Source organism: Helicobacter bilis (genome assembly GCF_001999985.1).
Lineage (GTDB): Bacteria > Campylobacterota > Campylobacteria > Campylobacterales > Helicobacteraceae > Helicobacter_A > Helicobacter_A rappini.
Window position 1 is genome coordinate 1,237,148 of the sequence record NZ_CP019645.1, and the last position, 25,922, is coordinate 1,263,069.

A 25,922-nucleotide genomic window follows, 5' to 3' on the forward strand; every position below is an offset into this window, starting at 1 on the left:
TCTCCTTACTTGATTCCTTGATTTAATTCTGCTACAATTCTTTTTGTTTCGAGGGGATGCTTTTCCCCTAATCCTTCTAAAGATTTTTCTACTAAACCCATCAATATATCATCTAAAAAGATTTCAATATTTTCTGTTGCTAGATTTATAATCATTTTTTGATTGTTTTTATTTTGTATAGACGCACTTAATCGCGGCTTGTTATCATTGTTTAGCTTGTAGAGATTTTCAAAATGAAATGCCCTATTGCGTAAATTTTTAAAAAGTAGCAACAACAAACTTACTTTTTGATAGTCTTGCAACTCTATTTTATTGCTAAACCTATTCTTATTCCCCATAAAATACCGCTTAAAATCTAAGCTTTTTAAAAACTTATTTGTAAAAAGCTGATTGTGAATCTTGTAAAAATCCACCACTCTTAGCCAAAAGCCCAAACTCTGTTGCGATAATGCTTGATGATGGGCTAACTTGGTATTTAAAAGAGATTTTAAAATCCACTCATTATCATTTATGCTTACCATATAATCAATGCTATTTCTTAGCACAATTTCTATAAGCCCCATTTTTGCTGCGATAGAGTTTATTAACTTAAAATTATCTAAATGTTCTTTCAAATCCGCATAGCTATCTAGTCTTTTTTGTGAAAAAAGTCGTTGATATATTTCTTTATCTATCATCATCTCCCTCTAAACCAAATAAATATCCCCGTCCGTGCGTTATCATATTAAATTCAAATGTGAGATAATCCGCCATTGTTTTATCAAAATCTTCGTATTTTGGAATCTCATCATTAAAATAATAAAAGCTGTGTAGCCATTCATCTTGGGCTTCTATGGTAGTTTTCACGCAAAATTTAGATTCTGCTTCCATTTCATCACGCCAGACTTTTAGCAAATGTGCCTTTTTATCTTTAGCGTGTATGGTTTCTACTAAACCTTTATGCTTTTGTACTTCAAAGCCATCATCTTCGTAATTTATAAATTTACAAATCTTGTCTTTATGGTGTGGAATCCACGCGGTAAATATGGCTATACAAGGGTTTGTGCCTACACCATAGAAGGTATTTTTATTACAAGTGATGACACCTTCTAGGGTATGCTTTTTTAAAATATTTGCTTTAATCGCCTTTTCTTCTTTGCTTTTTCCTGTAACGGCACTTTGCGGGATTATCACAATCGCTTTTGCACCTTTAGTGAGAGAATCTAAAAGCTGTTCGCTAAAGGCGATTTCATAAAGATTTGGATTTGCTTTGCTGCCTTGAGAATAGGGCGGATTCATCATACCAATGCTTGCGGCTATGTCTTTTTGAAGCTCAAAGGGATTTTGCTTTAAAAAGTCTTTATTTTCTAAATTACTTTTACCATCACCACGCACAATCATATTAGTCGTGGCAATGCAAAACATATCAGGCTTTTCTTCTATGCCAAAAAGTTGATTTTCTTTGATATGTTGCCTTTGTGTCTCATCTGTAACTTGTGAAAGCATATTATGCATAGCAGCGATCAAAAATCCAGCCGTTCCACAACAAGGATCAAATACAACATCATTAGGTTTTAACTCCACTAAATCACAAAAAAGCTCACAAATATGCTTAGGGGTTAGTATAATGCCTAAAGTCTGTCCATCGCCACCGCCATATTTCATAAATTCGCTATAAAATAATCCTAAAATATCCTCACTTGTTTGCGTGTATTTAATATTTTGATAAATGCGTTTGTAGAGAAATTCTGTGTAATGTTTTAGCGGTGTTTTGCCTAAGGTGCTGTTAGTTTCATTGATTTTTGGTGTATCTTTTATGATAGAGAATTGACTTAATAATTTATCTTTTTTCACTTCAGGGCGGACATTTGCGCGTTTTAAATTATCTGCTATGGCTTCATAGATTTTTATCCCATCGCTTTTTTGCTTATCTGTATTTAGTCGCTCTAAATCAAAGTTTTTATACTTTATCTCTTCTAGGGCAAGTAAAATACCAGAAACTACGATAGGCTTTTCAGTATCGCGTAAATTGCCATAGTTGCGTAAATCTTCGTGTAATTCTTTCGCATCTTTTAGAAGTTGCTCTGTTGTTTTCTCTTGGCTAGTTTGTTCTTTTAGAATCTCTTTAGTATAGTATTCTTCAATATTATATTCATTAAAGACAATAAAGTCTTCTAAATCTTTTAAATCCTTAGTTACAAAGCCATTTTCATTGATGAAATAAGGCGTGATTTTATGGCGTTTTTCATTGCCACTTACAGCTATGGCAATAATCTTTTTATAATTTGTGTGTTTGGCTAAGTGTTTGCCATAATGAATCGCACCATTAACGGCATAATTTTTCACAGAATCTGCATTTTCTAAATCAATGCAATTTTTTGAATCTAGTTTGCAATGCTTATCTATATCCGCTTTGTTTTCAAACACAAATACAAAGTCTTTTACCACCGCACAAAAGTCTGGATAGCCTGCTTTACCGCTAAGGGCTTTGGAAGCAGTTTTAAACGCTTCATCTAGCTCTTTAGTTCCTCCTCCCTGCTCTGCAAAAGGTATGTTTGCAACCTTTAATAAATCCCTCACCCAAGAATCTGTTTTTACCTCATTTCTTGCCATTGTATTCCTTTGTGATTACAAAAAGCAGAAGTATAACAAATTTTTCAGCTACTTATCATATCTAGTTGGTAATAAGAATCTCACATTTCCCCTTGAGCTACATTAGGTGTTAGGCTATGTGGTGAAAAATCCGCAAATAGAGCGATACATAAACGAATACAAAGCGCATTTGCAAAAGTATGTGAAAGGCTAGAATCTTGTTAGCATTTAACGCAAGAAGTTTAGCAAAAAAATGTAGTGAAAATGCGGTGGAAAATTGGCGGAAATTTTACAGAAATTTTTTACTTGACAAACAAAAAAAATATAAGATTCCCTTCTCATTTTAACACAAGGAATTTACAATGACAAATCAAACAGAATCTAACGATAAATCCAACAACAATGGGCGAATTTTCTTAAAAATTCACGGCATTTAGCAGGTAGATTAGCATTTTTTTGATATAGGAGCAAACACGCTTTTAGCACAAGATTCTAAAATTTCTAAAATCTTGTAAATGCACCCCAAACACTGCAGCCACCCTAAGTGGTATAGAATCTGCATTTCATTTATTTTTCACATATCATACCAATAAGCACCGCCTCTTTGACTCTGATTTATTTCATTACTTAATCTTGTGAGATGTACATTTGTTAGGGCTTTACCACTAGAGTATTTCCCACGAGTAAGTTTTCCATTTTGTGCGGTTGCTTGCCAGATAATCTTTTTTCCTTCATTAATAGAATCTTACAATACCATTGATTTTATCATTTGTATATTGTATTTCTCTTGTTATATCTCCGCTTTTATAATAATGTTTTCCTATGCCATGTAATACCCCATTTTTAATTGGAAGTTCAGTTCCTAAGATTCTATTGTCATCATACACTTTCTCAACACACTCAGATTTTTTATCCTCTTTGCTTTGACATTCCTTTAAATTATCCGCATATAAGAGTGAAAAAGAAGTAACACTACACAAAATCATTGATAAAAACACATTTTTGCTTTTAAGCTTTTTAAATCCCATAACTATCCTTTAAGCTAAAATAAAACTAGATTCTACAAAAAACAAATATCAAGCAATATGTGGAAACTAAAAGCTTAGAGTCTAAATTTTATTAGATTTTTAGATTTTACACAACTTAGATTCCAAGTCGCTTAAATTTAGATTCTCTAGTGTTAGATGTTTCGCTACGCTCAACATGACAAGCATTAGCATATGATAATCACTTAGAATACAACAAACTTAGAATCTGGAATCAAAAATAAACGGCTTACTATCAACATGATAAAGCATCACATTAGATCTAATCCTTGTCATATTGAGTGCGTAAGCACGAAATATCTTTAGATTCTATATTAGAAATTCGCCCAAAGGTTTAGTTAGAGCACATTATGAAAATCTAAACCCTTTCATCAAAGATATTGCCGACCATATCACGCATTTTCATCATAAGCTCAATGGCTTCTGGCGATGGAATCTCTCGTATAACTCTCCGTCCTGTCGCTTCACGCACGGTTACTACAAGTGCTTTAATCTCATCGTTGTAAGAAAAGTCAATATTTGTATTTGCTTTACGCATTTCTTCTTGCAATTTACGCGATAACTCCGTCATTTGCTCTCGCAATTGGGAATCATCATAAGTGTTAGCCGCCTGCTTTTCTTCATGTGCTTTTGCTGGAGTATTTGATCTTCCTTGCTCAAATCCTCCACTGCTTATAAAAGCCATAATTTGGTGTTGCAATGATGATAATGAACTTCCTTGTGTCTCCATCATAGCCTCCTTGAAACAAAATACTTACCTCTATTTCTATAGAAAATTAGCGGTAATTATAGCAAACTATCGACAAACTACAACATTTTCTAAACAAAGATTCTAAAGATTTTCTACTGATTTTATAACATTATTCTCACAAAAACATTATTTTTGCATCGCATTATCGCATATTGCCATAACTTTGCTATAATCTATGATTTGTTAAAAACACAAAGACACTAGACTTGTAAGATTCTATAAAGGTTCAAGATGACAAACTTTTCTAAAATTGGCTTTATCATGGCGACACTTGGAAGCTCCATAGGCTTGGGGCATATTTGGCGTTTTCCTACTATGGCTGGGCAAAATGGCGGTGCTGCTTTTATCCTCTTATTTCTCATTATCTCTGTGGCGGTTGGTGTGTCTATGCTTATTGCTGAAATGCTTGTTGGGAATCGCACACAGAAAAACGCACAAGATGCCTTTTATGAGCTTGATGAAAGCGATCATAAAAAGTGGCATTGGGTTGGATTTACTATTATCGGTGGTCCCGTTATTCTTACCTTTTATTGTATTGTGCTTGGCTGGGTGGTGTATTATTTTGGTGTGGTAAGCTTTCATTTGCCTACAAATATAGATGATTCTAAAACATTATTTGGGGATCTCACTCAAAACTTTGAAGCACAAATTATGAGTTTTGCAAACGTTATGATTCTTACCGCATATTTTGTCGCAAAGGGTGTAAAAAGCGGGATTGAAAAGCTGAATTTCACGCTTATGCCTTTATTGTTCGTGATTTTCTTTGGTTTGCTTATCTATGCTATGACACTAGATTCATTTGGTAAGAGTGTAGCTTTTATGTTTGACCCTGATTTTAGCAAAATCACACCAAAAGTATTAATAGAAGCTATGGGGCAAGTCTTTTTCTCACTCTCTCTAGGTATTGGTATCATCGTTACTTACGCGGCTTTCACAGAGAAAAAGCAGAATCTTTTCAGTGCGGCTATGTGGGTGCTTATCCCCGGGATTATTATCTCTATTGTTGCAGGGCTTATGATATTTACTTTTGTGTTTGAGTATGGGACCAAAGATGATGTTGGTGCGGGGGCTGGACTCGTGTTTATCACACTGCCTGTTTTATTTGGAAAGATGGGATCAGTAGGTAGCGTGATTTGTGTGTTATTTATGATTGGATTAGGCTTTGCAGGGCTTTCAAGCACGATTTCATTGCTTGAACCAGCAGTAAAATGGCTTGAGGATAAAACGGGGAAAAATAGAGTTATGCTATCGTGGGTTGTTAGCCTTGTAGTGTTTTTAATCGGCTCTGTGCTTATTCTCTCGCTTAATGAAGGGCATAAGGAATTGACTATTGCTGGAAAAAGCTTATTTGACTGGATGGATTGGCTTAGTGCTAATATTATCATGACGCTTGGCGGACTTTTGGCGACAATCTTTGTGGGCTATGCGATTAAAACAGAGCATTTAAGAGAATGGACTAGCCATTACTTTACACCTGTTATGTTTTACTTTTGGCTTTTTGCGATTAGAATCTTAGCCCCACTCATGGTAAGTGCTATTTTTATTTATAATATTTATCATTTACTGAATCCAAAATCAGCTGAACCTGTGCCAGAACAACAGCAAATAGAGCAAAGCATAGATTCTGAAGCTAAAGAGTAGCTAGATTCTATAATTTAGAATCTTTAATGCTTTAGATTTAGCTACTTGGTTTTTAAGGTGCAATTTTAGAATCTATACTTTTAATAGGTGGTGCAGGGTTTAGGGTGCAAGTGAATGAAAGCTAGATTCTTTTTAGATTCTTATATTGTCATGTTGTGCGGAGCGAAACATCTAGTATGGAAAATGCAAAGAAGTTTCAAGCAAAGATATTTCGCCTTTTTCGTCATGTTCGCACGAGCGAAACTCTTGCCTACACTTGCAAATATGACAAGAATCTAGATTCGTAAGGAAAATACAATTTATACGACACACTATATCATGGGGATAAAATGGCGTGGTTAAAAGAATGGCTTTTTACAATTATTTTGTGTATCTGGGCGTTATGCGTTAGTATCACTAGCTATATTCTTATAAAAGAGAATACAACTACAATTGATTTTAACACACTAGTTAAGACATTACAACAAGAAGAAGTCGAGCAAATACTAGTCAGTGATAAACACACATATTTCTATATGGCAGATGAAAAGATTTATAAGATTCTAACGACAAAGCTATATGGCTGCTTAAATGCAAGAATTGTTTCTAAAACAGATAAAGACAAGATGACAAATATTAAAAAAACTTGCGGTCTTTATCTCTCTTTTATCGATAATGGACTACCTGTGATTGCCCCCAAAACTTCGCTTATAATGAAGATATGTTATGCAATAGTTGTATTTTTAATAGGCTGGGTTATACTCTACATACTTTATGAAGAGATTGAGCCAAAAATATGGCATAAAGATTCTACAAATACAGATACAAACTCATATAGCAATGATGATACAACTGAAATGTCGCTAACACTAGAGCCCATGAAAAGCTCGGTGAGATTCCGTGATGTCGCTGGGATTAAAGAAGCAAAAGATGATTTATTAGAAATCATTGATTATTTAAAGAATCCAAAAAAATATCAAGATTTAGGGATATATTTGCCAAAAGGGGTATTGCTTGTAGGACCGCCCGGTGTGGGTAAAACTATGATCGCAAAGGCTATTGCAGGGGAGAGTGGTGTGCCTTTTTTCTATCATAGCGGCTCATCTTTTGTGCAAGTGTATGTAGGAGTTGGCGCACAGAGAGTAAGAGAGCTATTTGCTAGGGCTAGGGCTTGTGCGCCCTCAATCATTTTCATCGATGAGATAGATGCTATCGGTAAAGCAAGGGGTGCGGATAATCATCAAGAATGGGAAAGCACTCTAAATGAGCTATTGACTGAACTTGATGGCTTTAGCGATCAAAGTGGCGTTATTGTCATCGGTGCGACCAATCAAGTTGATGTTATGGATCACGCGCTTTTGCGTAGTGGGCGATTTGATAGACGCATTTATGTTGATTTGCCCGATTTAAATGAACGCACGGAGATTCTAAAAGTGCATTTACGCAATCGTGCTTATACGCTTGATTTGCATGAAGTAGCAAAGCTTTGCGTGGGCTTTAGCGGGGCAAATATTGCATCGCTTGTAAATGAAGCCGCTATTAATGCCCTGCGTCATAATCGCAATGCAATCACCATGCAAGACATAACAGACACAAGCCATAAAGTCCTATTTGGGAAAAGGCGGCAAAATGCCCTAAGCAAACAAGAAAAGCAAATGCTTGCTATCTATAATGCCGCAAAAGGTTTATCGCAATATTGGCTTTTACCAGATTTTCAAAAAATCATGCTAATTGACACCGCAATAGAATCTCAACCGCAAAACAATAACTACGACTACTATACAAGGGATAATCTCATCGCAGAAATAAAAATCGCCCTAAGTGGTAATCTAGCCCTTGAAGTCCATAATATAGGCATTGCTACAATCGCACAACATGATATTGAGAGGGCAAAACTCATTGCAAAAAAAATGTGTGAAGATTATGGCATGGGTGAAAGATTGCTTACTGACTATGAAGATATTTTAGAGATTCTAGAATCTACAAAGCAAGAGCATAAAGAATTTATCATTGCAAACAAACATTATATCGAACGCATTGCCACTACACTCATAGAACACGAAAAAATCACAAAAGAAGATATACAGAAGATTCTAAATTCTTAGATATTGTATTTAGCATAACAAGTATGGCATTTATCATAAAATTGTGCTGTAGTCTAAAATCTGAATTCAATCCAACTACAATGATGTGGGTTTGCAAAAGCAATACATTAAAGACTATTTTAAGAATAATGGTAAGCGGTATTTCATTGTAGAGGACAAACAAGGTAAAGTTTGGTTGGGACGATTGGGATTATAATGTTTGTGGCATTAGGTTTCAAAGTGATAACTGGATTATGTCTAATGATGCAAGTATGTCCAGGCACTTGAGGGCACTATTTAATGAAACATTATGTGTATCATTTGCTAAATTTTCATCAGGTTATTGCAAAGTAAATAAGAAAAATAAAATTAACACCTCATCAATTTTATGGAGTAAAAAATTGTCAGAGAAAACAAAATAGATTGTTTTTCTAATCTTACAAAAGATGATAATCACATAAAAAAAATCAAAATATTTGCAAATCGTTTTTTTTTTTTTGTAAATTGCGGCATGAGTTTATAAAGAGAGAATAGAGGCGATGATTATCTTAGCACATAGGGGTTTGAACCATTATATAAAGGCAAATGCAGTTATAGAATCTAATGTGAAATCTAACATAAAAACAGACATAGAAAGAAAAAACGCATTTTCTCATAATGAAAATAACGCAATAAAAAGAAACATAGAATCTAACATAAAGGCACATAAATCTGGTAATAGTTTGCAAAATTTTCATGAAAGTTTTAGTTTGGGTTATGGTGTTGAGACAGATATTAGAGATTATTGTTTGGATTTAGTGATTTCGCATGATATGGCAGATTCTAATGCAGAATCTTTTGAGACTTTTTTGCAAACATATCAAAAACATGGTAATAATCTCACACTTGCCCTAAACATTAAAGCAGATGGACTTTGTGTGCCACTAAAAAAAGCGTTGCAACAATATTGCATTGATAATTATTTTGTCTTTGATATGTCTTTGCCAGATACGCTTCACTATATAAAACATGATATGAATGTCTTTACAAGGCAGAGTGAATATGAAAAAATACCTGCATTGTATGATAAAGCAAAAGGTGTATGGCTTGATGAGTTTTGTAATCATTGGATTAGTGAAGAAATAATTCTTAAACATTTGGATAAAAATAAGCAAATTTGCATTGTATCACCAGATTTACATAAGCGAGATTTTTGGCGTGAATGGGACGAGTATAGATACATTATAAATAAGCATAAATTGCATAATAAAATCATGCTTTGCACGGATTATACACAAGCAGCAAGGGAGTTTTTTCATGGCTAAGATAAAAGCGGTTATTTTTGATATGGACGGAGTGTTGATTGAAGCAAAAGATTGGCATTATGAAGCGTTAAATAAGGCATTAGGGCTGTTTGGCATGCAAATTAGCCGTTATGACCATTTAGTTACTTTCGATGGATTGCCAACAAAGAAAAAGTTAGAAATGCTATCTATGGAGAGAAATCTACCACAAGGACTTCATAATTTTATCAATCAAATGAAGCAACTCTATACCATGCAGATTGTCTATGCCTCTTGTAAGCCAACTTTTATCCATGAATACGCTCTCTCAAAGCTAAAATCAGCGGGCTACAAACTTGCCGTATGTTCAAACTCAATACAAGCAACCATTGAAACCATGATGCAAAAATCAGCTCTTTTACAATACCTTGATTTCTATCTCTCAAACCAAGATGTAAAAAAGCCAAAGCCAGACCCAGAAATCTATAATAAGGCAATAGGACGACTTCAGCTTAAACCAGACGAAGTGATGATAATAGAAGATAATGATCACGGCATTAAAGCAGCTAAAGCTACAGGGGCAAATGTGATGATAGTCCAAAGCGTTTTAGATGTGAATCTAGACAATATTCAATCACATATAGATCGTTTTGAAAGGAATGCAAATGATTAATGTGCTTATACCTTTGGCAGGAAAAAGTATGTTTTTTGATGAAAGTGTCAATATTTTCCCTAAACCACTTATTGAGATTTGCGGTAAGACTATGATAGAGCATTGCTTAGAGAATCTTGCTTTAATTCCTAATGCACGATTTATCTTTGTGTTGCGTGAAATGTATGTGAATAAATATCATTTAGATAAAACAATCAAGCTATTAAGTCCAAATACAGAATTTATCGTGTTAAAAAATGACACTGCGGGTATGGCATGTAGTGCGTTATTTGCGATTGAATACATTAATAATGATAATGGGCTTATTATATGCAATGCAGATCAAATTTTAGATTGTGATTTATCTAAGATTCTAAAATATTTTGCAGATTTTGATGCAGGTGTTATTACATTTCCCTCCATTCATCCACGCTACGCTTATGCGTGTTTGGATAATGATGGCTTTGTTGTGCAAGTTGCTGAAAAAGTGCCATTAAGTAAAAATGCCATAGCGGGATTTTTCTATTTTAAACACGGAAGATATTTTGTAGAATCTACACAAAGCATGATTTATAAAGAAATAGCACATGAAGAAAAATATTATATTGCCCCTTGTCTTAATGAAATGATTTTAAAAAATCAAAAAATTGCCGTTTATAACATACCGGCAGAACAATATCATACTTTTTATAGTCCTGCTAAGATTACAGAGTTTGAAAGGATACACAATGCTTAAGCAATTAACACAAGACTACATAAAAGCCTTTGGCACAAAGGATATAAATGCGATTTCTAATATGCTATGCACAGATTTCACACTATGCGATCCAGAGATTAAAAAGAATGCAGTAAATGGAATTCAGGGAAAGGAAGCGTGTTTAAAAGCAATGCAGGGTATTTTTGATGGTTGCAAGGCATTAAATTTTAAAGCAAGAAACATCTTTGTTTGTGAAAATACTACTTTAATCGAGTTTTCTTTGCAGATAGATTCTGTCTTACTAGAGGGTGTGGATATTATAGAGTGGGAAAAGAGCAATGAAACTTTTTTAATGAAAGAATTGCGCGCCTATCTTGACATGCCAAAGGGATAATATGCAGCTTTATAGTTTAGATTCTATGATACGGGGTTGGTTTGTGGGTGATTTTACTCCATCAGTCATTCAAACTAAAGATTTTGAAGTAGGTATCAAATATTACAAAGAAGGTGATTATGAAGAGTGCCATACTCACAAAATTGCCACAGAAATCACCGTGATTGTAACAGGAAGTGTCCGCATGAGGGGCAAGGAATACAAACAAGGTGATATTATCGTAATAGAGCCAAATGAGTCTAGCGACTTTTTAGCCTTGAGTGATTGCATTACCGCAGTTGTGAAAACACCCTCAGTTACAAACGATAAGTATAAAGTATAGAATCTTTGCTATGTGTAATTTTATCTTAAAGCCCATTTTCATCACATTTCACATACATGTAATTTAAAACTTAATATCTAAGCAATACAATATCAGTTTAATATAACAAAAGGATTCTATAATGATTTGTGTTTTTGATATTGAGAGTGTGCCAGATGTCGAGCTATTGCAAGAGATTTATCATTATGAAGGCGATGCTATGGAGATATGCAAACAGGCATTTGCAGCACAAAAAGAGAGTAGCGGGAGTGAGTTTTTACCGCTTAGTTTTCATAAGATTGTATCTATTGCAAGTGTGTTAGCAGATGATTTTGGTAACTTTATCAAAGTGGGGCATTTTGCAAAAGATGTGCCTTTGGAGAATAGAGAAGAAAACTTATTGCAAGAGTTTAGCAGCTTTTTAAACAAGCAAAATCCACGACTCATAAGCTTTAATGGTAGGGGTTATGATATGCCACTCATCGCCATTCGCTCACTCAAATACAATATCAATTTATCAGGCTACTACGAGACAGACAATCAGCAGTTTGGGAAAAACAAATGGGAGAATTATCGTCAAAGATATAGCGAGAGATTCCATCTTGACCTCTATGATACATTGGGTAATTATGGTGCGACAAGAACGCTTAGCCTTGATGCCCTTTGCAAGATGGCAGGTATTATGGGAAAATATGAAGTGAGTGGTTCGCAAGTGCATGAGCTAATTTTTCAAGAGAATGATTTAGCAAAAGTTGATTTCTATTGCCAAAGCGATGTGTTAAATACCTACTGGTTATTTTTAAAATTCGAGCTTACAAAGGGCATGTTACAAATGAATGATTATCTAGCAAATCTTGCGTTAATGAAAGAATCTTTACCTGAAAATGCCCCGTATAAAAACGCTTTTATAGAATCTTTGGAGAAAGAATTAGGGCGTTATAACTTATAGAAATTGGAGATTCTAATTCTGCGTATAATCTCTAGGCTTAAAATATAAGATCAACGAAAGTAGGTTTTAAAATTTAGTTTTATGATAGCATCACAGAATATGCAAAAGCCAGATTGACAAAAACCAAAATGTCTGGTCTATGCTTCATTTTATTGAATCTTTACATGCTTTGCTCTCAACTGCCCGCATGCAGCACTAATATCAATACCCTTAGATTCTCGTATCGTTGCTACAATACCCCGCTTATAAAGATAGTCAGCAAAGCCCTGCATTTTCTCAATACATGGGCGTTGAAACTCACTTTCTGCATGTGGATTAAATGGAATGAGATTTACCTTTGCCCTAAATCCATGCAGAAGTTTCACTAGCTTTTTCGCACTTGCTAAATCATCATTTATGTCCTTAATCACTAAATATTCAAATAAAATGCGTTTTCGTGTATCAAGTGGAAAGTTTTTTAACGCTTGTAACACCCGCTCAATGTTATAAACCTTATTCATCGGTATAAGGCGACTACGCAACGAGTCATCTACTGCGTGTAATGAAAGGGCGATTTGCACGCCAAGATTCATAGCTCCAAGCTTTTCTATCTGCGGGGCAATGCCGCTTGTAGAGATAGTCTGTCTGCGAGTAGCGATACAAAGCCCTTCTTCATGACTCAGAATCTTTATGGCTTTTGCGACATTATTGAGATTATCAAGTGGTTCTCCCATACCCATAAACACGATATTTATGCTCTTGTGTGCAGACAGGTTGTTATCGCGTTTGAGTGCTACGACTTGCTCGACAATCTCACCAGCACTAAGATTGCGGACAAAGCCACCCTTTGCGGTAGAACAAAACGCACAGCCGACACGGCAACCAACCTGCGATGATACGCAAAAAGTATATTTTTCACTTTTTTTCACGCGATTATTTTCATCATACTCTTTCTCTCGCATTTTGATAAACACACTCTCAAAAGTCGCTCCATCGCTTGTTTGAAAGAGATATTTTTTTGTGCCGTCCCCGCTTTCTTCTATGCGTATGGGCTTTAGATTTGGGAAATTAAAGGTTTGCTTTAGAATCTCTTGTAAGTTTTTTGGGATATTTTTCATAGATTCTATGTTGCTGACATAATGTTTATAAAGCCAGTTGTATATCTGCTTTGCCCTAAACTTTGGGGTTATAAGACTCTCTAACTCATCTAAATGATATGAATAAATATTGGAATCTTGTGCTTCTTTTGTGGTAACATGTTGTAGATTTGGCATATCTTTTTTTACATTGTGATTCTGTGCTTTTACTGCATGAATCTTTATTTTAGAATCTTGCGTATTTGTTATATCCTTTTTCGCTTTAGAATCCTGTGTTTTTCTATTTTTTTCATCTCTTTTTTGTATTGTCATTTTTAATCCATTTGTGGCTTTGCTATATTTAGAATCAATTGCCTTTGCAAACAAACATTATGCAAAAGATCTTATTCAAATAAAGCAAAATTGTATCACGATAACTTTAACCTAACAACTTTTAATTACTATATAAAATTGCAAGTAAAATAACACTCTATTGCAACTTAAAATATAGACTTTTTATTTGATTTTGTATAGTGTTTATATATCGCATTGTATCTTTACAAAGTGTTGCAAACCAGGCAATACAAAATTACTAGTAGACAAAAGATTAAAACCGCATTCATAATGCAAGCAGGGTGTTAAAATATTTATAAATATGATTCGTTTGTAGGCAAGGTATCATGCAGTGATGTTAATATGTGTTCGCATGTGTAACAGGTATCAGAATTGTTTAAGATTAAATGTTTCAGGGCTTTATGGTTGATGCTTTTGAATAGCTCTTTATTAGCGATAAGAAATATAACTTCAGAATCTAAACTTTGGCATGTGATTGATTCTATCACTCACATATACAAATAGCGAAAACAAGTAGCCTATGGGTTAGTCGCATGGTGTTAAGCCGTGATTTACAATTTGACGAAACATAAACCAAATGCTATCTCATCACACATAACCCTATTTAAATATAACTCGGTGCATCATTTGCAAACAACACTAAATCATTTTGTTTGCCACCCTCGGCTAGAACCTCTTCTAGTTTTGTTTTGTCTTTGAGTATGATTTTTTGCGGTGTTGTTATGTGTGTATCAAGGATTTTTGCGTTTAAATCCCCTGTGATAATTGCTATATCAAACACTTTATCTATTTTTTGTGCTAATTCTATATTGCTTGCTTCATCATGCTCGACTAAACCCGGCGTTACGATGATTTTTCTACCATTATGAAGTGAAGCAAGGCGGATAGCCTCACTCATACCCTCAAGATTCCCATTAAAACTATCATCAATGATAACCTTTTGTGCTGTGTCTATGCGTTGCAATCTATGCGGGATAGGTGTGAGTTTTGCCACTGCTTTTTGCAATGCGTTTATATCCATGCCTAGCGTTTTTGCAATCATGATTGCCACTGCGATATTATCGATATTAAACCGCCCCAATATCTTGCATGTAAATGACACAAAAATAGAATCTAGCTCTAAGCTAAATGAAGTCTTTTCAAGTGTAGATTCTATATCTTTAAGCTTTGGTGGATAGGCTACAATCTTTTTCATATTTGCTTCAAACTGCGGTGGCAGGGCATTTGCATAGCTATTATCTTTTTGCACAAAGACATGTGTAAGCCTTGTTGAATATAGCAGTTCAAACTTTGTTTTTGTCGTTGTCTCAATATTTTTAAAATACTCAATATGTGCGTGTCCTATCTTGCCTATTACTGCATAATGATGCTGCAGTAACTCTGCAATCTCTTTAATATCCCCGACTTGCCTAGCCCCTGCCTCTGCTACATAAATCTCATGTGTAGCATTAATATTTTGATTAATATCTGCGACTAAGCCCTTATAGGTATTCACACTGCGTGGCGTTGCATAAACGCTAAATTGCTGTTGCAAGATTTGAGCGATAAAGTTTTTTATACTTGTTTTGCCATAGCTTCCAGTAATTGCAATAATCTTTAGATTCTGTAATTGTTGCAATTTATTATGTGCTTTTTTCGCATAGATTCTAAAGAGCAAACTCTCACACACATTCGCACATAAAAAGCCCAAAATAAGCGGCACTAAAGCATATATATGTGTATGAAAAACAAACACACACAAGCACACACTAAGGATAATAAAAAGCAATATAAATGCAAATAATCGCTTGATCCTTTGTGTCCATACAAGCTTTTTATCAAGGCTTTTATACCACAAAAAAAGCAGGGGCAAATACATCAAATAAAAATATCCATAAAAAAGCATGCCATGATAAAACATCGATAGCCCCGCATACATAACAAGCGGCACAACAAAATAATAGATATGCCATATACTTTTATGGTGCTTTGTAAGGATACGCAAAAAGCTGTAATTATACCATTGAAGCGTAGTCGCAAGATAATAAGATAATGCGAATACAAAAAGTATGTAAGTAACAATATCAAAAAGCGATAAAAAAAGATTCATTAAGGTAATACCTCAAAGCTTGAAAACTCCATTGAATCAAGTGAGTCAAGGTGTTCTATCTCAAAAGAACTCGCTTTCATTCTGCCATTACCCTTTTGCAATGCTGCTAGAAAATCACCTAAATCTTCAAGGCTGACAAATATTTCTACATGTCCGTTAGCAAGGTTTTGCACACTACCTTTATACCCTTTAGAATCTGCATAGGCTTTCGTAAAGTTTCTAAACCCTACACCTTGTACCTTACCCTTTGCTGTGATTTTGTAATGTCTCATATTGATCCTTTATGTGAAAATGTGGGAATCTAGATTCTTGTTATTTAGAATCTAAAGACAGAATTTATAGCCTATGCCCCATACGGATTGAATGAATTTTGGCTCTTTAGCAGAATCGCCAAGCTTATTGCGTAAGTTCCTAATATGCGTATCAATGCTGCGTAATCCCGTGTCATCATGAATCGCATTAATAGTGTGTGCTATTCTCTCTCTGCTTACAGGTTGTAAGCGATTATCCACCAAAAAAAGTAAAATATCAAACTCTGTATTTGTAAGCTCAATGTCTTCATTATAAAGCTTTATTGTGCGTCTTTTTGCATCAATATTTAACGCACCAAAAACCCTTTTTCGTGGCTCAATCCTTCGCAACAAAGCCTTTATCCTTGCGATTAACTCGACTGCTTCATAAGGCTTTGTCATGTAGTCATCTATGCCAAGCTCAAACGCACGGATTTTATCGCTTATATGTGTAAGTTTTGATGAAATGATAATGGGTATTTGCGTATGGCTTCTAATCTTTCCGCACAACTCAAAGCCATCAATCTCGTGGTCTAAAAGCTCTAAAATCACCGCATCAATATCATCTTGTGCGATTTTTTCTAGAATCATAGAAACATCACTCAAGCATAATGTCTCAAAACCAGCTTGGCAGAGACTGCTATGCAAGGACTTTTGGAGATCTATATCATTATCTATAATAAGGACTTTTGGCATTTCTGTTCCTTATAGAATATAGCTTGATAAAATGTGTATTTTGCTTATCCCACATTGTAACAAATACAAACCATACGCTATACAATCTAATACAACAACAAGCTAAAATAAATTCGTATTATAATGTTTTCCAGCATAAAAGTCTATAAAAAAGCAGCATAATTTAACAAAAACTTGACATTTTGTTATATTTCATACACAAAGACTTGCAATATAAGTGCTAACAAGATGGGCGGTAAGAATGAATGGTGCTTTTATTCGACTTGCTTACGCTGAAAATGATAGGTTTAGAATCTAGAGTTATTAATTTATCACTAACTATACATAGTTGCGAGATTTTCATATAAAGTATTTATATTTTGTGTTTGTGCGTTATATATCCAATGTTTATCAAAAAATGTTTTTTTGCCTGAATTGCCATTTATATCTAATAAATAGAATTTATTATCTTTTTGTCTTTGATTTTGCATTTGCCTTTCTAAATCATCTGGGATATATCCAAATCCACCATCAGAAATAACGATTAAATCAGATTTTTTAAAGTCATCTTGCTGCATTGTTTTAAGCCCCTCTTTTAAGGCTGGGGCTACATCAGTGCCACCACCAAAGCTCATCTCTAAAAACTGCATAAGCTTTGCCATGCCGCCCTTGCCACTTAGCTCCATAGTCTCTATGCCTATGGAAAAATTGATAAGATAGCAAGCCCTTTTTTGTGTATTTGCCTTTGTTGCTAGAAAGAGTGTTAGGGCTTTTGCGATATATTCTGGATTACCCATCATACTGCCGCTTGTATCTACACAGACTATTATCGCACCTTCGTTTTTCTCTCTTTTCTTTTGCTTTTTTGTTTCTATCTCTTTTTCTATTTCTTCTTGTGCTTCTTGTGTGATAGAGTGATAGCCTTGCTTTTCAAAGCAAAAAAGGCGGTTTTGAATGTATTTTAAATCAAATAGTAACTCTAAGCTTTCATCTTCTAGCATTGCTAATTCTTGTGGTAAAAGATTCTCTAAATCTCTGCCTAAAGTTACCCCGCATATCTCTTCTTTATATCGTTTTGTGGGGATTATTTGCGTATAGGAATAGCTTTTTAACTCTTTTATTTTTTGTATTTCACTTTCTTCCTCTTCTTTTTCTAGTCTGCCTAAAAGCTCGGCTATTTCTTTTAAGGCTTTGCTATTTTGTATGGTGTTAAAATATTGCTTGATTGTATTTATATCTATGCGATTTCTTATACCAGCACCATTGTCAGTGCCTTTGCCTCCGGGCATCTCTATTCTCTGTCCTTTTAGCTTATTTTGATAAGATTCATCGCCTAGATGGCTTACATCTAAGCCTTGCTTCATCTCATCCAATACTCCACTAAATAGCTCTCCAGCACCACCCAAATTGTTTAAAAACTCTTTTGTTTCAAGTAAAGATTCTAAATAGTCTGTTAGCCTTTGTTTATAATCTCTTGTTTGTTTTAGCTTTTCTTGGTCTATATATTCGTTTTTCTTAGATTTTAGCATTTGCTCCCAAGCGTTTAGGGCATATTGTCGTTTATCAGTAAGGGTTATATCCTTTTGTTCTTGTTTATTGAGTAGTGAATCTAGCGTGCCTTTATGCTTTTTATTGCAAGTGTCAAACTCTTTTATATCATCTTTTAGTGTTTCAATATCTTGCGTGGGTGTGAGCTTTCGCCTATGGTGTGCTACCTCTTCTTTTTTAAAAGGATGGGAATCTTGCAGGGAATCTTGCTGGGCTTGATACTCTTCATGGGCTTTTGCTAAATGCTCTTGCACTTCTTTATCTTGCAATAACTCTTCATAGCGTAAATTATTCTGTATATCTTGTGGTATGTGCTGCATAATGTGCCTTTTATTTCACCTTAAGAATATAATAATTATCTATACCATTGCGGGTATGATCTCATAGAAGTATTGTAAAACATATGATCCATATTCTTCACATTACTTACATCCCAATTATTTAATGACTGATTAAAAGATTTTGCCGTGTTAAACATACTTCGCATATTTTCCACATTACTTACATCCCAGTCATCTAGTGGTTGATTGAAAGAAATTGCATGCTCAAACATACTTCGCATATTAATTACATTGCTTACATCCCAAGATTCTATACCGCTAAAGTCCGTTCGCTTTGAGTTTTGAAACAGTTCGCTCATATCTATAATCTCACTTGTATCAATATCACCTAAATAGATACTTTCATCTTTCACAAGTTCTTCCAATTCTTCTTTTGTTGTTGGCTTTATTTTATCTTGCTTTTTCTTTGCTTCATTACTCTTTTTTTGTCTCGCCATACTTTGGCGGTATGGGTGTAGGTTGATTCTGTATAATATATTTTAATTGCTCTACTGCTATGCTTAGCTGTCTTAGCTCTACTTGTGTCTGTGTAATATCATGCAAAGCACTACAATAGTCATTAGTAGTTAAAAATGGATTTGCTATTTTATTTCGTGTGGTTTCAAAAATTTCTTGTAATTTGATTTTACAAGTATTAATATATTGCATAATATCATTACATACTTTGGTGTATAAATCTTTTGTTGTTGGATTCATTTGTTTTGGTTTGCCATGCTGATAAAACTCTGCAATCGTTGCATCATAATGCTTACTATACTCTTCTTTCAAGCTTGATATATCAAATTTAGCATTTTGCATACTGCTTTGTAAGGCTTTAGCAATAAGCTTATTCACCACTTCTTTTTGTGCCTCATCACTCCATAGGCAATGTGCTAAAAGCATAATATCAATAGGCTGGACCTCATCTCTATCACTTAGTACTGCTGCTGTCTTTAAAAGCTCTGCCATAGCCCTCCAGCGTCTATCTGAGACATAGATGCCATTATGTGAGATTGGCTCTTGTGTGGATCTGTGTTTTGATCTTTAGAGTCTTTACTAGATTCTATATCATCTGTCTGTGCTTGATTTCTTATTTGCAAGGTTTTATTATAAGATTCTATACTTGCTTTAAGGAAGTGCATGGCTTCTTTTGCTTCTTGTGAGAATTTCACCTTTTTCGCTTTTTGCGTGATGTCTTGCAGCTCATCTAGTGTGATAGGGTTTGTAACTTCTATTTCTACAATGTCTTCATCTAGCAAGGCTTCAAAGCTGCTTCTTTGCTCCACGGGCAGCACACTTAAGCGGATAACTAGCCTATCATATAAGGCTTCTAGCCCTTGATTTTGCATAGGAAATTCATTACTCGCACATACTAGCCCTTTTAATGGGACTTTTATATCCGTATTACCATCGCGATAAATCTTTTCATTGATAATGGTTAAAAGTGTGTTTAGGATTGCTGGAGAGCTTTTCCATATCTCATCTAAAAACGCAAAATGTGCTGTGGGTAGATAGCCTTGTGTGCTGCGTGTAAGGCGATTTTTCTTTAACTCTGCTATATCTATGGGACCAAAGATTTCTTCTGGTGTGCTGAAGCGATTCATTAGGCAAGCAAAGAAAGTGTTAGAACCTTTTATGTTAAAGGCTAATGCTACTCGCCTTGCAATAAGACTTTTTGCAGTGCCCGGAGGTCCGTATAAAAAGGCAGATTTACCACTCAAAAATGAAAGTAACACAAGTTTTAATGCTTGATCTTTTTCATACACGCCTTGATTTAGTTCTTTTAATATGGATTCTATACGATTTTTATAACTCATTTTATTTCCTTTAGGTATTAAAAAACGAAATTTTAGCAAATCTTTGTTGCGTTTATAGATAATGTAATGAAAGATAAATTTAATTCATATAAACAAGCATTTTTTATAAAATATAAAAAACTTAATCACACACAAAGACTTGCAATATAAATGCTGACTAGATGGGCGGTAAGAATGAATGGGGTTTGCAGAGCATATACTCTTTGTGTTGTATGTAAGAAGTTGCGTTCCTTTTGGCTAAATCCGCCTTCACAACCGATAATAACGCCATTTTTAGCGATACTTTGTCGCTCTTGTTGCGTGAGATTCTCAAAAGTTTCTACAGATTCTAAAAAATCAATCGCAATAGCATTTGGAAAAGCTTTGCAAACAGATTCTAAGTCCTTATGTATAGCAACCTCTAGTGGTTTCATTCGTCCGCATTGCATACATGAGTATTGCAGTATCCTTTGTGCTTTTTGCATATCAATTTTGCGATTTTTCTGTGAAAAGTCTGCGTAAAAAAGCTGGAGAGAAGCGACATTTAACGCATTTAAAACAGGTAATATATCATAAATATCTTTTAAATCAATCATTGCAAGCAAAATATGTGTATAGGCTTTTGGTTGCGTTACTTTAGAATGCAAGCCTATGAGTTTAAAGGTATTTTTCTTTTCATGCTTATAGCCATAAATCTGCATATCATTAAGATTTGTGGTAAGTAGGGTCTCGCCTTGCTTAAAGCGGCGGACATGAAATAGATAATGAGAGTCTTTAGAATCTAGAGTAATAGATTCTAATCCAGAATCTTTATGATAAAAAAACTGCATACTGCCCCTTATATGCTTTAATAAAACCTACAACACACACAAAAACAACAACAAAGATAAGATACATTATCTTACATGTTTGCCTGTATCTTTGCATACCTTCTTTGCTTGTCCTTGCTTTTTTCAAGGTTTTCATACGATAGATTTCACCGATGAGAAAAAGAAGTAGGGCAAAAATCATTACGATAATGCGTATATCAAGGATAAAGCCCCGCATAGCAAGTAGAAAGCCACCTGTAATAATACCCACGCCAAGCAGAAAAATCGTAATAGGCATGACAAAATAAATCTTTCTATTCATATCTAAAAATGTCTTTGCTCGATATAAAATGAAGAGATACCACAAATAAGGGATAAAAAACAAACACGCAAAAATCTCGTGTAAGAATATCCCCTGCATATAGGCATCGCTTTCCATAAATGTATAGAGTGAATCTTGCATAATATCGCCTTTTTGTTAAAGAATCTAAAATACATACAAAAATATATCTGTGGAGTACAAAAGATTCCTACTTTTAAAGTGGGAATGGAATTTTAATAATGTAAGGTTGTAAGACTGAACAAAATAGGGCAAAACAAATAAAGGTTGTGCCCTATAAAACATTAGAAAATGTAAGAATAGCCTACATTAATCACATGTGTATTCACAAGATATTCAGTTTTATCATTTTTAGCCTTAGCACTATATCCAGCTGATAGGGCTTGGATTTTTGCACCGATTTCTACTTTATGAGATCCTGCAAAAGTCGCTGTGATACCCAAATTTATAGGGATACTAAATCCATTATAATCATTTGCTGTATGTAATATTTTGGAATGATACGCTAACTTGCTACAAACCCTTACACACATACACGCTCATATCCACAAGCCTATGTGTATAGCCCATCTCATTATCATACCACGCAAGGATTTTTGCACTTTTGCCAATGGCGATTGTCTTATCTGGCACGATTACCGCACTCGCCTTGCTGCCGATAAAATCACTTGATACACGCATTTCATCATCAACGATAATAAGCCCTTTAAATGCCCCTTCAAAACTCTCGCCACTTTGAGCCTTATAAAATGCTTCATTAATAGAATCTTTGCTTACTTCACTCTTTAGATTCACGCTTAAATCCACCAAGCTCACATCAGGCGTTGGCACACGCACAGCGATACCATTAAGCTTACCTGCTAAATGGGGCAATACAAGCCCAATCGCCTTTGCCGCACCTGTGCTTGTAGGTATCATAGATAGGGCTGCTGCACGCGCCCGGCGTAAGTCTTTGTGTTTCACATCAAGGAGATTTTGATCATTCGTGTAGCTATGAATAGTGCTCATAAGGGCGTTTTCAATGCCAAAAGTAGAGTCTAGCACTTTCACAATGGGGGCAAGGCAGTTTGTAGTGCAGGACGCATTTGAAATCACACTTTCATTATTGTATTGCGTATGATTGACGCCATAGACAAAAGTTGGCGTATTATCCGCAGGAGCGGAGATTATCACGCGTTTGACATTGCCTTTAATATGTGCTTTTGCTTTATCAAGGGCATTAAACTTACCCGTGCATTCAAGCACCGCTACCGCTTCACCAAAGTCAAGATTGAGCGGATCTCTATCGCTTAAAATCTTTACATTTTTGCTTTTACCAATGCGAAGTGTGCTTTCATCTAACTTCTCAACATCATAGAATCTATGCACAGAATCATATCGCAGCAAATGCACTAAAGTATCTATACTTGCCGTGGTATTCATACTTACAAGCTCTACATCATCGCGTTCTCCAATAATCCTAGCCGCACATAGCCCAATGCGTCCCGTGCCGTTAATCGCAAGTTTGATTGCCATGATTTATATCCTTTTTTGCTTAAAATATAGGTGTTTAAAGGCTGCATTGTAGCAAAAACTTGCAATTTTTTATAATTTAACTCTAAAATAACTTGATTTTCATACAAAAATCAAATACAATGCTAGTTTATCTTTTTAGCTTGTGTGCTGTTTAAAGATAAATATATTTTATATAGGAGTTTTCGTTATGAAAAAGAGCGATTTTGTAAAGACTATCAAAGAAATCGGTGGTTATGCAAAGAAAGAGGATGCGGAAAAGGCACTTGATTCTGTTGTAGATGCAATTACACATGTATTGAAGTCAAATGACACAGTTGAGCTTGTAGGATTTGGTAAATTTGAAAATGCGGTGCAAAAAGGTAAAGAAGGTAAAGTCCCCGGAACTGATAAAACTTACAAAACAGCGGATAAAATGGTGCCAAAATTTAAGCCCGGTAAAGCCTTAAAAGATGAGGTTGCAAGTATCAAGGTAAAAAAATAGACTTACGAAAAATTATGCTTTATAATTTCTAAAATTGTTATCTCTCATTCAAACAAAAGTCGGCAATTCTTACTTTTTGATTTAGCCGTGATTGGTATGGTTAAATTGCTTGTGCTACAATGTTGTTTTATAAAGTTATGCAACATTTTCAAGGAGTAATTATGCCAAAAACCACAAGTATCACTTTAATGCAAGAAGCAAAAAGCATACGAGATATTACTATCAAAGACCAAAGAGTGTTGATCCGCGTTGATTTCAATGTCCCTATGGATAAAGATTTCAATATCAGCGATGATACGCGTATGCGTGAAGCCTTGCCAACAATTAACTATTGTATTGACAATGAAGCACAAAGTATTGTTTTGGTGAGTCATCTTGGCAGACCAAAAGGGCGTAGCAGTGATTTTTCACTCAAACATGTTGTAAAAAGGCTAGAGAGGCTACTCAATAAAGATGTATTTCTTGCCGATACAATAGAATCTGCAAAAGCCGCACAAAATGAAAATAGATGTCAAATCATCTTGCTTGAAAATATTAGATTCTATGAAGGTGAAACAAAAAATGATGAAACACTAAGTAAAAATCTCGCAAGTCTTTGTGATGTTTATGTGAATGACGCGTTTGGGACGAGCCATAGGGCGCATGCTAGCACTTATGGTATCGCGAAGTTTGTGAATCATAAAGTTGCAGGTATATTGTTGAAAAAAGAGATTGATTCCTTTGCAAAGGTGATTAAGAATCCATTGCGACCGCTTTTATTGATTGTTGGTGGAAGCAAGGTAAGCTCAAAGCTTAGTCTTTTGCAAAGAGTGCTTGATGTCGTTGATAAAATCATTATCGGTGGAGCTATGAGTAATACTTTCTTAAAAGCGTTAGGCTATGATATGCAGAATAGCCTTGTAGAAGATGATTTAATAAAAGATGCGATAACGATTCTAGAAAGTGCAAAAGAGAAAAAGGTAAAGGTATATTTGCCTGTGGATCTGGTAAGCACAAATAGCATTGATAGTCCAAGTGAGATTAAAATCACACCATCACAAGACATACCGCAGAATCTCATCGCAGTTGATATTGGTCCTGCAAGCGTTAAACTTTTTAGTGAAGTGGTTACAGATTCTCAAACTATTATTTGGAATGGTCCGCTTGGTGTTTATGAGATTCACCAGTTTTCTCGTGGGACTTTTAATCTCGCTCATGCAATTGCTAATACTTATGCGTTTAGCTTTATCGGCGGTGGCGATACCGCAGACGCGATAGATAAAGCGGGGCAAAGAGATAATATGAGTTTTATATCCACGGGTGGAGGTGCTAGCCTTGAGTTATTGGAGGGGAATATTCTGCCTGCATTTGAGGTTCTTGATAAGAAGTCATAGATTCTATAAATTCTACAAATAAGTCACTATCATTGAAGCATTCGCATACAAGGTATTCTTTTATGCCAAGCGATTTTGCAAGTTCAGCATATTGTATAGCAAGCTCATATTTTGTTTCAGAGTTATCAATGGTAAAACTTAGCGGATATATAATCATATTGTTTGGAGCAAGGGATTTAATCACAGAATCTGTATAAGGACCAATCCACTTCACAGGTCCCACTTTTGACTGATAGCATAGCTGTATATCTTTAAATACAATATCATTTTTCTCTAATTCATTTTGTAAAAGTGTTTGACATTCTTCGCATTCCTGCTGATAGGGATCGCCTTTTTTAATGCGACTTATAGGCACAGAGTGTGCGGATAGAATCAGCACAAAATCCTTTGCATTTCTTCCATTTAAAGTGTCCTTAATGCCTTGTGTAACTGCCTTTATAAACAAGGGGTGCGTTGCATAGCGATCGATTGTTCTTATGCGTGGAGTAAAGTTTAGTGTCTTAAGGGCAAGTGAAACATCGCTAAAAGATGAATAAGTTGTAGTTGAGCTATATTGCGGATACATGCTAAAAAGCGTAATGTCATGAATGTTTTTTTGCATGATTTCTTGTATAACAGCTAATGAATAGGGTGGCACATAACGCATAGCATAAGTGTAGAATGTGCTTGGATTCCTCTTTTGCAATTTCTGTGTAAGTTTAAAAGTGATTTCTGTTAATGGGCTACAACCACCTATCTTTTCATACATTTTCTTGCTTTTTTCAATGCGTGAATTTACTATAACATTGCCTAGCATAGAGCGAAAAAACTCATTTTTAACGCTAAGGATACATGGGTCAGCAAACATATTTTTGAGAAAAGTGGCGACTTCATCTAAACTATTTGGTCCGCCCATATTGAGTAACACTACGGCTTTGTTTTGGTTTTGCATATATTTCCTTGTAAGTTTT

General features: G+C 35.0%; 27 protein-coding genes. 10 read left to right on the forward strand and 17 right to left on the reverse strand.

Annotation, left to right across the window (positions count from 1 at the left end):
• Window positions 1-5 precede the first annotated feature (5 nt).
• The 4 genes from XJ32_RS05805 to XJ32_RS05820 form a co-directional block, all read right to left on the reverse strand.
• Window positions 6-680 (reverse strand): hypothetical protein, encoded by a 675-nt coding sequence (locus XJ32_RS05805; RefSeq protein ID WP_005216804.1) that lies wholly within the window; start codon window positions 678-680, stop codon window positions 6-8.
• Window positions 667-2,592: an HsdM family class I SAM-dependent methyltransferase gene (locus XJ32_RS05810; RefSeq protein ID WP_077388648.1), complete on the reverse strand. Its 1,926-nt coding sequence runs from the start codon at window positions 2,590-2,592 to the stop codon at window positions 667-669. Before XJ32_RS05810 ends, XJ32_RS05805 begins: the two co-directional genes overlap by 14 nt.
• Window positions 2,593-3,305: 713 nt before the next feature.
• Window positions 3,306-3,599 carry a toxin-antitoxin system YwqK family antitoxin gene (locus tag XJ32_RS12805; RefSeq protein ID WP_254422510.1) on the reverse strand — a complete coding sequence of 98 codons (294 nt, stop codon included), beginning with the start codon at window positions 3,597-3,599 and terminating at the stop codon, window positions 3,306-3,308.
• A gap of 376 nt (window positions 3,600-3,975) precedes the next feature.
• Window positions 3,976-4,350, reverse strand: a complete 375-nt coding sequence (locus XJ32_RS05820) for a flagellar protein FlaG (protein ID WP_254422511.1) — start codon at window positions 4,348-4,350, stop codon at window positions 3,976-3,978.
• A 249-nt stretch (window positions 4,351-4,599) separates the two neighbouring features.
• Between XJ32_RS05820 and XJ32_RS05825 the strand changes: the two genes are divergently transcribed.
• The 8 genes from XJ32_RS05825 (at window position 4,600) to XJ32_RS05860 (ending at window position 12,327) form a co-directional block, all read left to right on the forward strand.
• On the forward strand, window positions 4,600-6,009 hold the full coding sequence (locus tag XJ32_RS05825) for a sodium-dependent transporter (protein ID WP_077388650.1): 1,410 nt from the start codon (window positions 4,600-4,602) through the stop codon (window positions 6,007-6,009).
• Window positions 6,010-6,338: 329 nt separating this feature from the next.
• Entirely contained in the window at window positions 6,339-8,093 is a 1,755-nt protein-coding gene (locus XJ32_RS05830; protein WP_077388651.1) for an AAA family ATPase, read from the forward strand.
• A 518-nt stretch (window positions 8,094-8,611) separates the two neighbouring features.
• Window positions 8,612-9,376 carry a PI-PLC domain-containing protein gene (locus tag XJ32_RS05835; protein ID WP_077388652.1) on the forward strand — a complete coding sequence of 255 codons (765 nt, stop codon included), beginning with the start codon at window positions 8,612-8,614 and terminating at the stop codon, window positions 9,374-9,376.
• A complete protein-coding gene (locus XJ32_RS05840; protein WP_077388653.1) occupies window positions 9,369-10,007 on the forward strand; it encodes an HAD family hydrolase in 639 nt (212 codons plus the stop codon). Before XJ32_RS05835 ends, XJ32_RS05840 begins: the two co-directional genes overlap by 8 nt.
• A complete protein-coding gene (locus tag XJ32_RS05845) occupies window positions 10,000-10,722 on the forward strand; it encodes a glycosyltransferase family 2 protein (RefSeq protein WP_005217417.1) in 723 nt (240 codons plus the stop codon). Before XJ32_RS05840 ends, XJ32_RS05845 begins: the two co-directional genes overlap by 8 nt.
• A complete protein-coding gene (locus tag XJ32_RS05850) occupies window positions 10,715-11,077 on the forward strand; it encodes a nuclear transport factor 2 family protein (protein ID WP_005217418.1) in 363 nt (120 codons plus the stop codon). The genes XJ32_RS05845 and XJ32_RS05850 overlap by 8 nt, the downstream gene beginning before the upstream one ends.
• A gap of 1 nt (window position 11,078) precedes the next feature.
• Window positions 11,079-11,399: a hypothetical protein gene (locus tag XJ32_RS05855; RefSeq protein WP_077388654.1), complete on the forward strand. Its 321-nt coding sequence runs from the start codon at window positions 11,079-11,081 to the stop codon at window positions 11,397-11,399.
• Window positions 11,400-11,520: 121 nt separating this feature from the next.
• Window positions 11,521-12,327 carry a 3'-5' exonuclease gene (locus XJ32_RS05860; RefSeq protein ID WP_077388655.1) on the forward strand — a complete coding sequence of 269 codons (807 nt, stop codon included), beginning with the start codon at window positions 11,521-11,523 and terminating at the stop codon, window positions 12,325-12,327.
• 149 nt (window positions 12,328-12,476) lie between these two features.
• Here the strand turns inward: XJ32_RS05860 and rlmN are convergent, their stop codons facing one another.
• The 12 genes from rlmN to gap form a co-directional block, all read right to left on the reverse strand.
• Entirely contained in the window at window positions 12,477-13,580 is a 1,104-nt protein-coding gene (gene rlmN / locus XJ32_RS05865; RefSeq protein ID WP_077390172.1) for a dual-specificity RNA methyltransferase RlmN, read from the reverse strand.
• A 760-nt stretch (window positions 13,581-14,340) separates the two neighbouring features.
• Complete coding sequence (locus tag XJ32_RS05870) at window positions 14,341-15,825, reverse strand: Mur ligase family protein (RefSeq protein WP_077388656.1); 1,485 nt, start codon at window positions 15,823-15,825, stop codon at window positions 14,341-14,343.
• Window positions 15,825-16,097: an acylphosphatase gene (locus tag XJ32_RS05875; RefSeq protein WP_005217405.1), complete on the reverse strand. Its 273-nt coding sequence runs from the start codon at window positions 16,095-16,097 to the stop codon at window positions 15,825-15,827. Before XJ32_RS05875 ends, XJ32_RS05870 begins: the two co-directional genes overlap by 1 nt.
• Window positions 16,098-16,148: 51 nt before the next feature.
• Entirely contained in the window at window positions 16,149-16,811 is a 663-nt protein-coding gene (locus tag XJ32_RS05880; RefSeq protein ID WP_005217340.1) for a response regulator transcription factor, read from the reverse strand.
• Window positions 16,812-17,125: 314 nt separating this feature from the next.
• Window positions 17,126-18,658, reverse strand: coding sequence for a VWA domain-containing protein (locus tag XJ32_RS12430; protein WP_077388657.1), 1,533 nt, complete (start codon window positions 18,656-18,658; stop codon window positions 17,126-17,128).
• A gap of 35 nt (window positions 18,659-18,693) precedes the next feature.
• Window positions 18,694-19,116, reverse strand: coding sequence for a BspA family leucine-rich repeat surface protein (locus XJ32_RS05890; RefSeq protein WP_077388658.1), 423 nt, complete (start codon window positions 19,114-19,116; stop codon window positions 18,694-18,696).
• The gene (locus XJ32_RS05895) at window positions 19,094-19,627 is read right to left on the reverse strand and encodes a hypothetical protein (protein ID WP_077388659.1); all 534 of its coding nucleotides are present in this window, start codon (window positions 19,625-19,627) and stop codon (window positions 19,094-19,096) included. The genes XJ32_RS05890 and XJ32_RS05895 overlap by 23 nt, the downstream gene beginning before the upstream one ends.
• Window positions 19,612-20,475, reverse strand: coding sequence for an AAA family ATPase (locus XJ32_RS05900; protein ID WP_254422513.1), 864 nt, complete (start codon window positions 20,473-20,475; stop codon window positions 19,612-19,614). Before XJ32_RS05900 ends, XJ32_RS05895 begins: the two co-directional genes overlap by 16 nt.
• 125 nt (window positions 20,476-20,600) lie before the next feature.
• Window positions 20,601-21,284 carry an RsmE family RNA methyltransferase gene (locus tag XJ32_RS05905; protein ID WP_077388660.1) on the reverse strand — a complete coding sequence of 228 codons (684 nt, stop codon included), beginning with the start codon at window positions 21,282-21,284 and terminating at the stop codon, window positions 20,601-20,603.
• Window positions 21,265-21,726: a hypothetical protein gene (locus tag XJ32_RS05910; RefSeq protein ID WP_077388661.1), complete on the reverse strand. Its 462-nt coding sequence runs from the start codon at window positions 21,724-21,726 to the stop codon at window positions 21,265-21,267. Before XJ32_RS05910 ends, XJ32_RS05905 begins: the two co-directional genes overlap by 20 nt.
• 161 nt (window positions 21,727-21,887) lie before the next feature.
• Complete coding sequence (locus XJ32_RS05915) at window positions 21,888-22,136, reverse strand: outer membrane beta-barrel protein (RefSeq protein ID WP_077388662.1); 249 nt, start codon at window positions 22,134-22,136, stop codon at window positions 21,888-21,890.
• The gene (gap, locus tag XJ32_RS05920; protein ID WP_077388663.1) at window positions 22,117-23,118 is read right to left on the reverse strand and encodes a type I glyceraldehyde-3-phosphate dehydrogenase; all 1,002 of its coding nucleotides are present in this window, start codon (window positions 23,116-23,118) and stop codon (window positions 22,117-22,119) included. Before gap ends, XJ32_RS05915 begins: the two co-directional genes overlap by 20 nt.
• Window positions 23,119-23,305: 187 nt before the next feature.
• Here gap and XJ32_RS05925 point away from each other — a divergent pair, with 187 nt between their 5' ends.
• Both XJ32_RS05925 and XJ32_RS05930 read left to right on the forward strand, forming a co-directional pair.
• Window positions 23,306-23,599, forward strand: a complete 294-nt coding sequence (locus XJ32_RS05925) for an HU family DNA-binding protein (protein WP_005218876.1) — start codon at window positions 23,306-23,308, stop codon at window positions 23,597-23,599.
• A gap of 161 nt (window positions 23,600-23,760) precedes the next feature.
• Entirely contained in the window at window positions 23,761-24,972 is a 1,212-nt protein-coding gene (locus tag XJ32_RS05930) for a phosphoglycerate kinase (RefSeq protein ID WP_005218878.1), read from the forward strand.
• On the opposite strand, the gene hemH is transcribed toward XJ32_RS05930, so the two are convergent.
• Entirely contained in the window at window positions 24,908-25,903 is a 996-nt protein-coding gene (hemH, locus tag XJ32_RS05935) for a ferrochelatase (RefSeq protein WP_077390175.1), read from the reverse strand. The two genes, XJ32_RS05930 and hemH, sit on opposite strands and share 65 nt — an antisense overlap.
• Window positions 25,904-25,922: the final 19 nt, after the last annotated feature.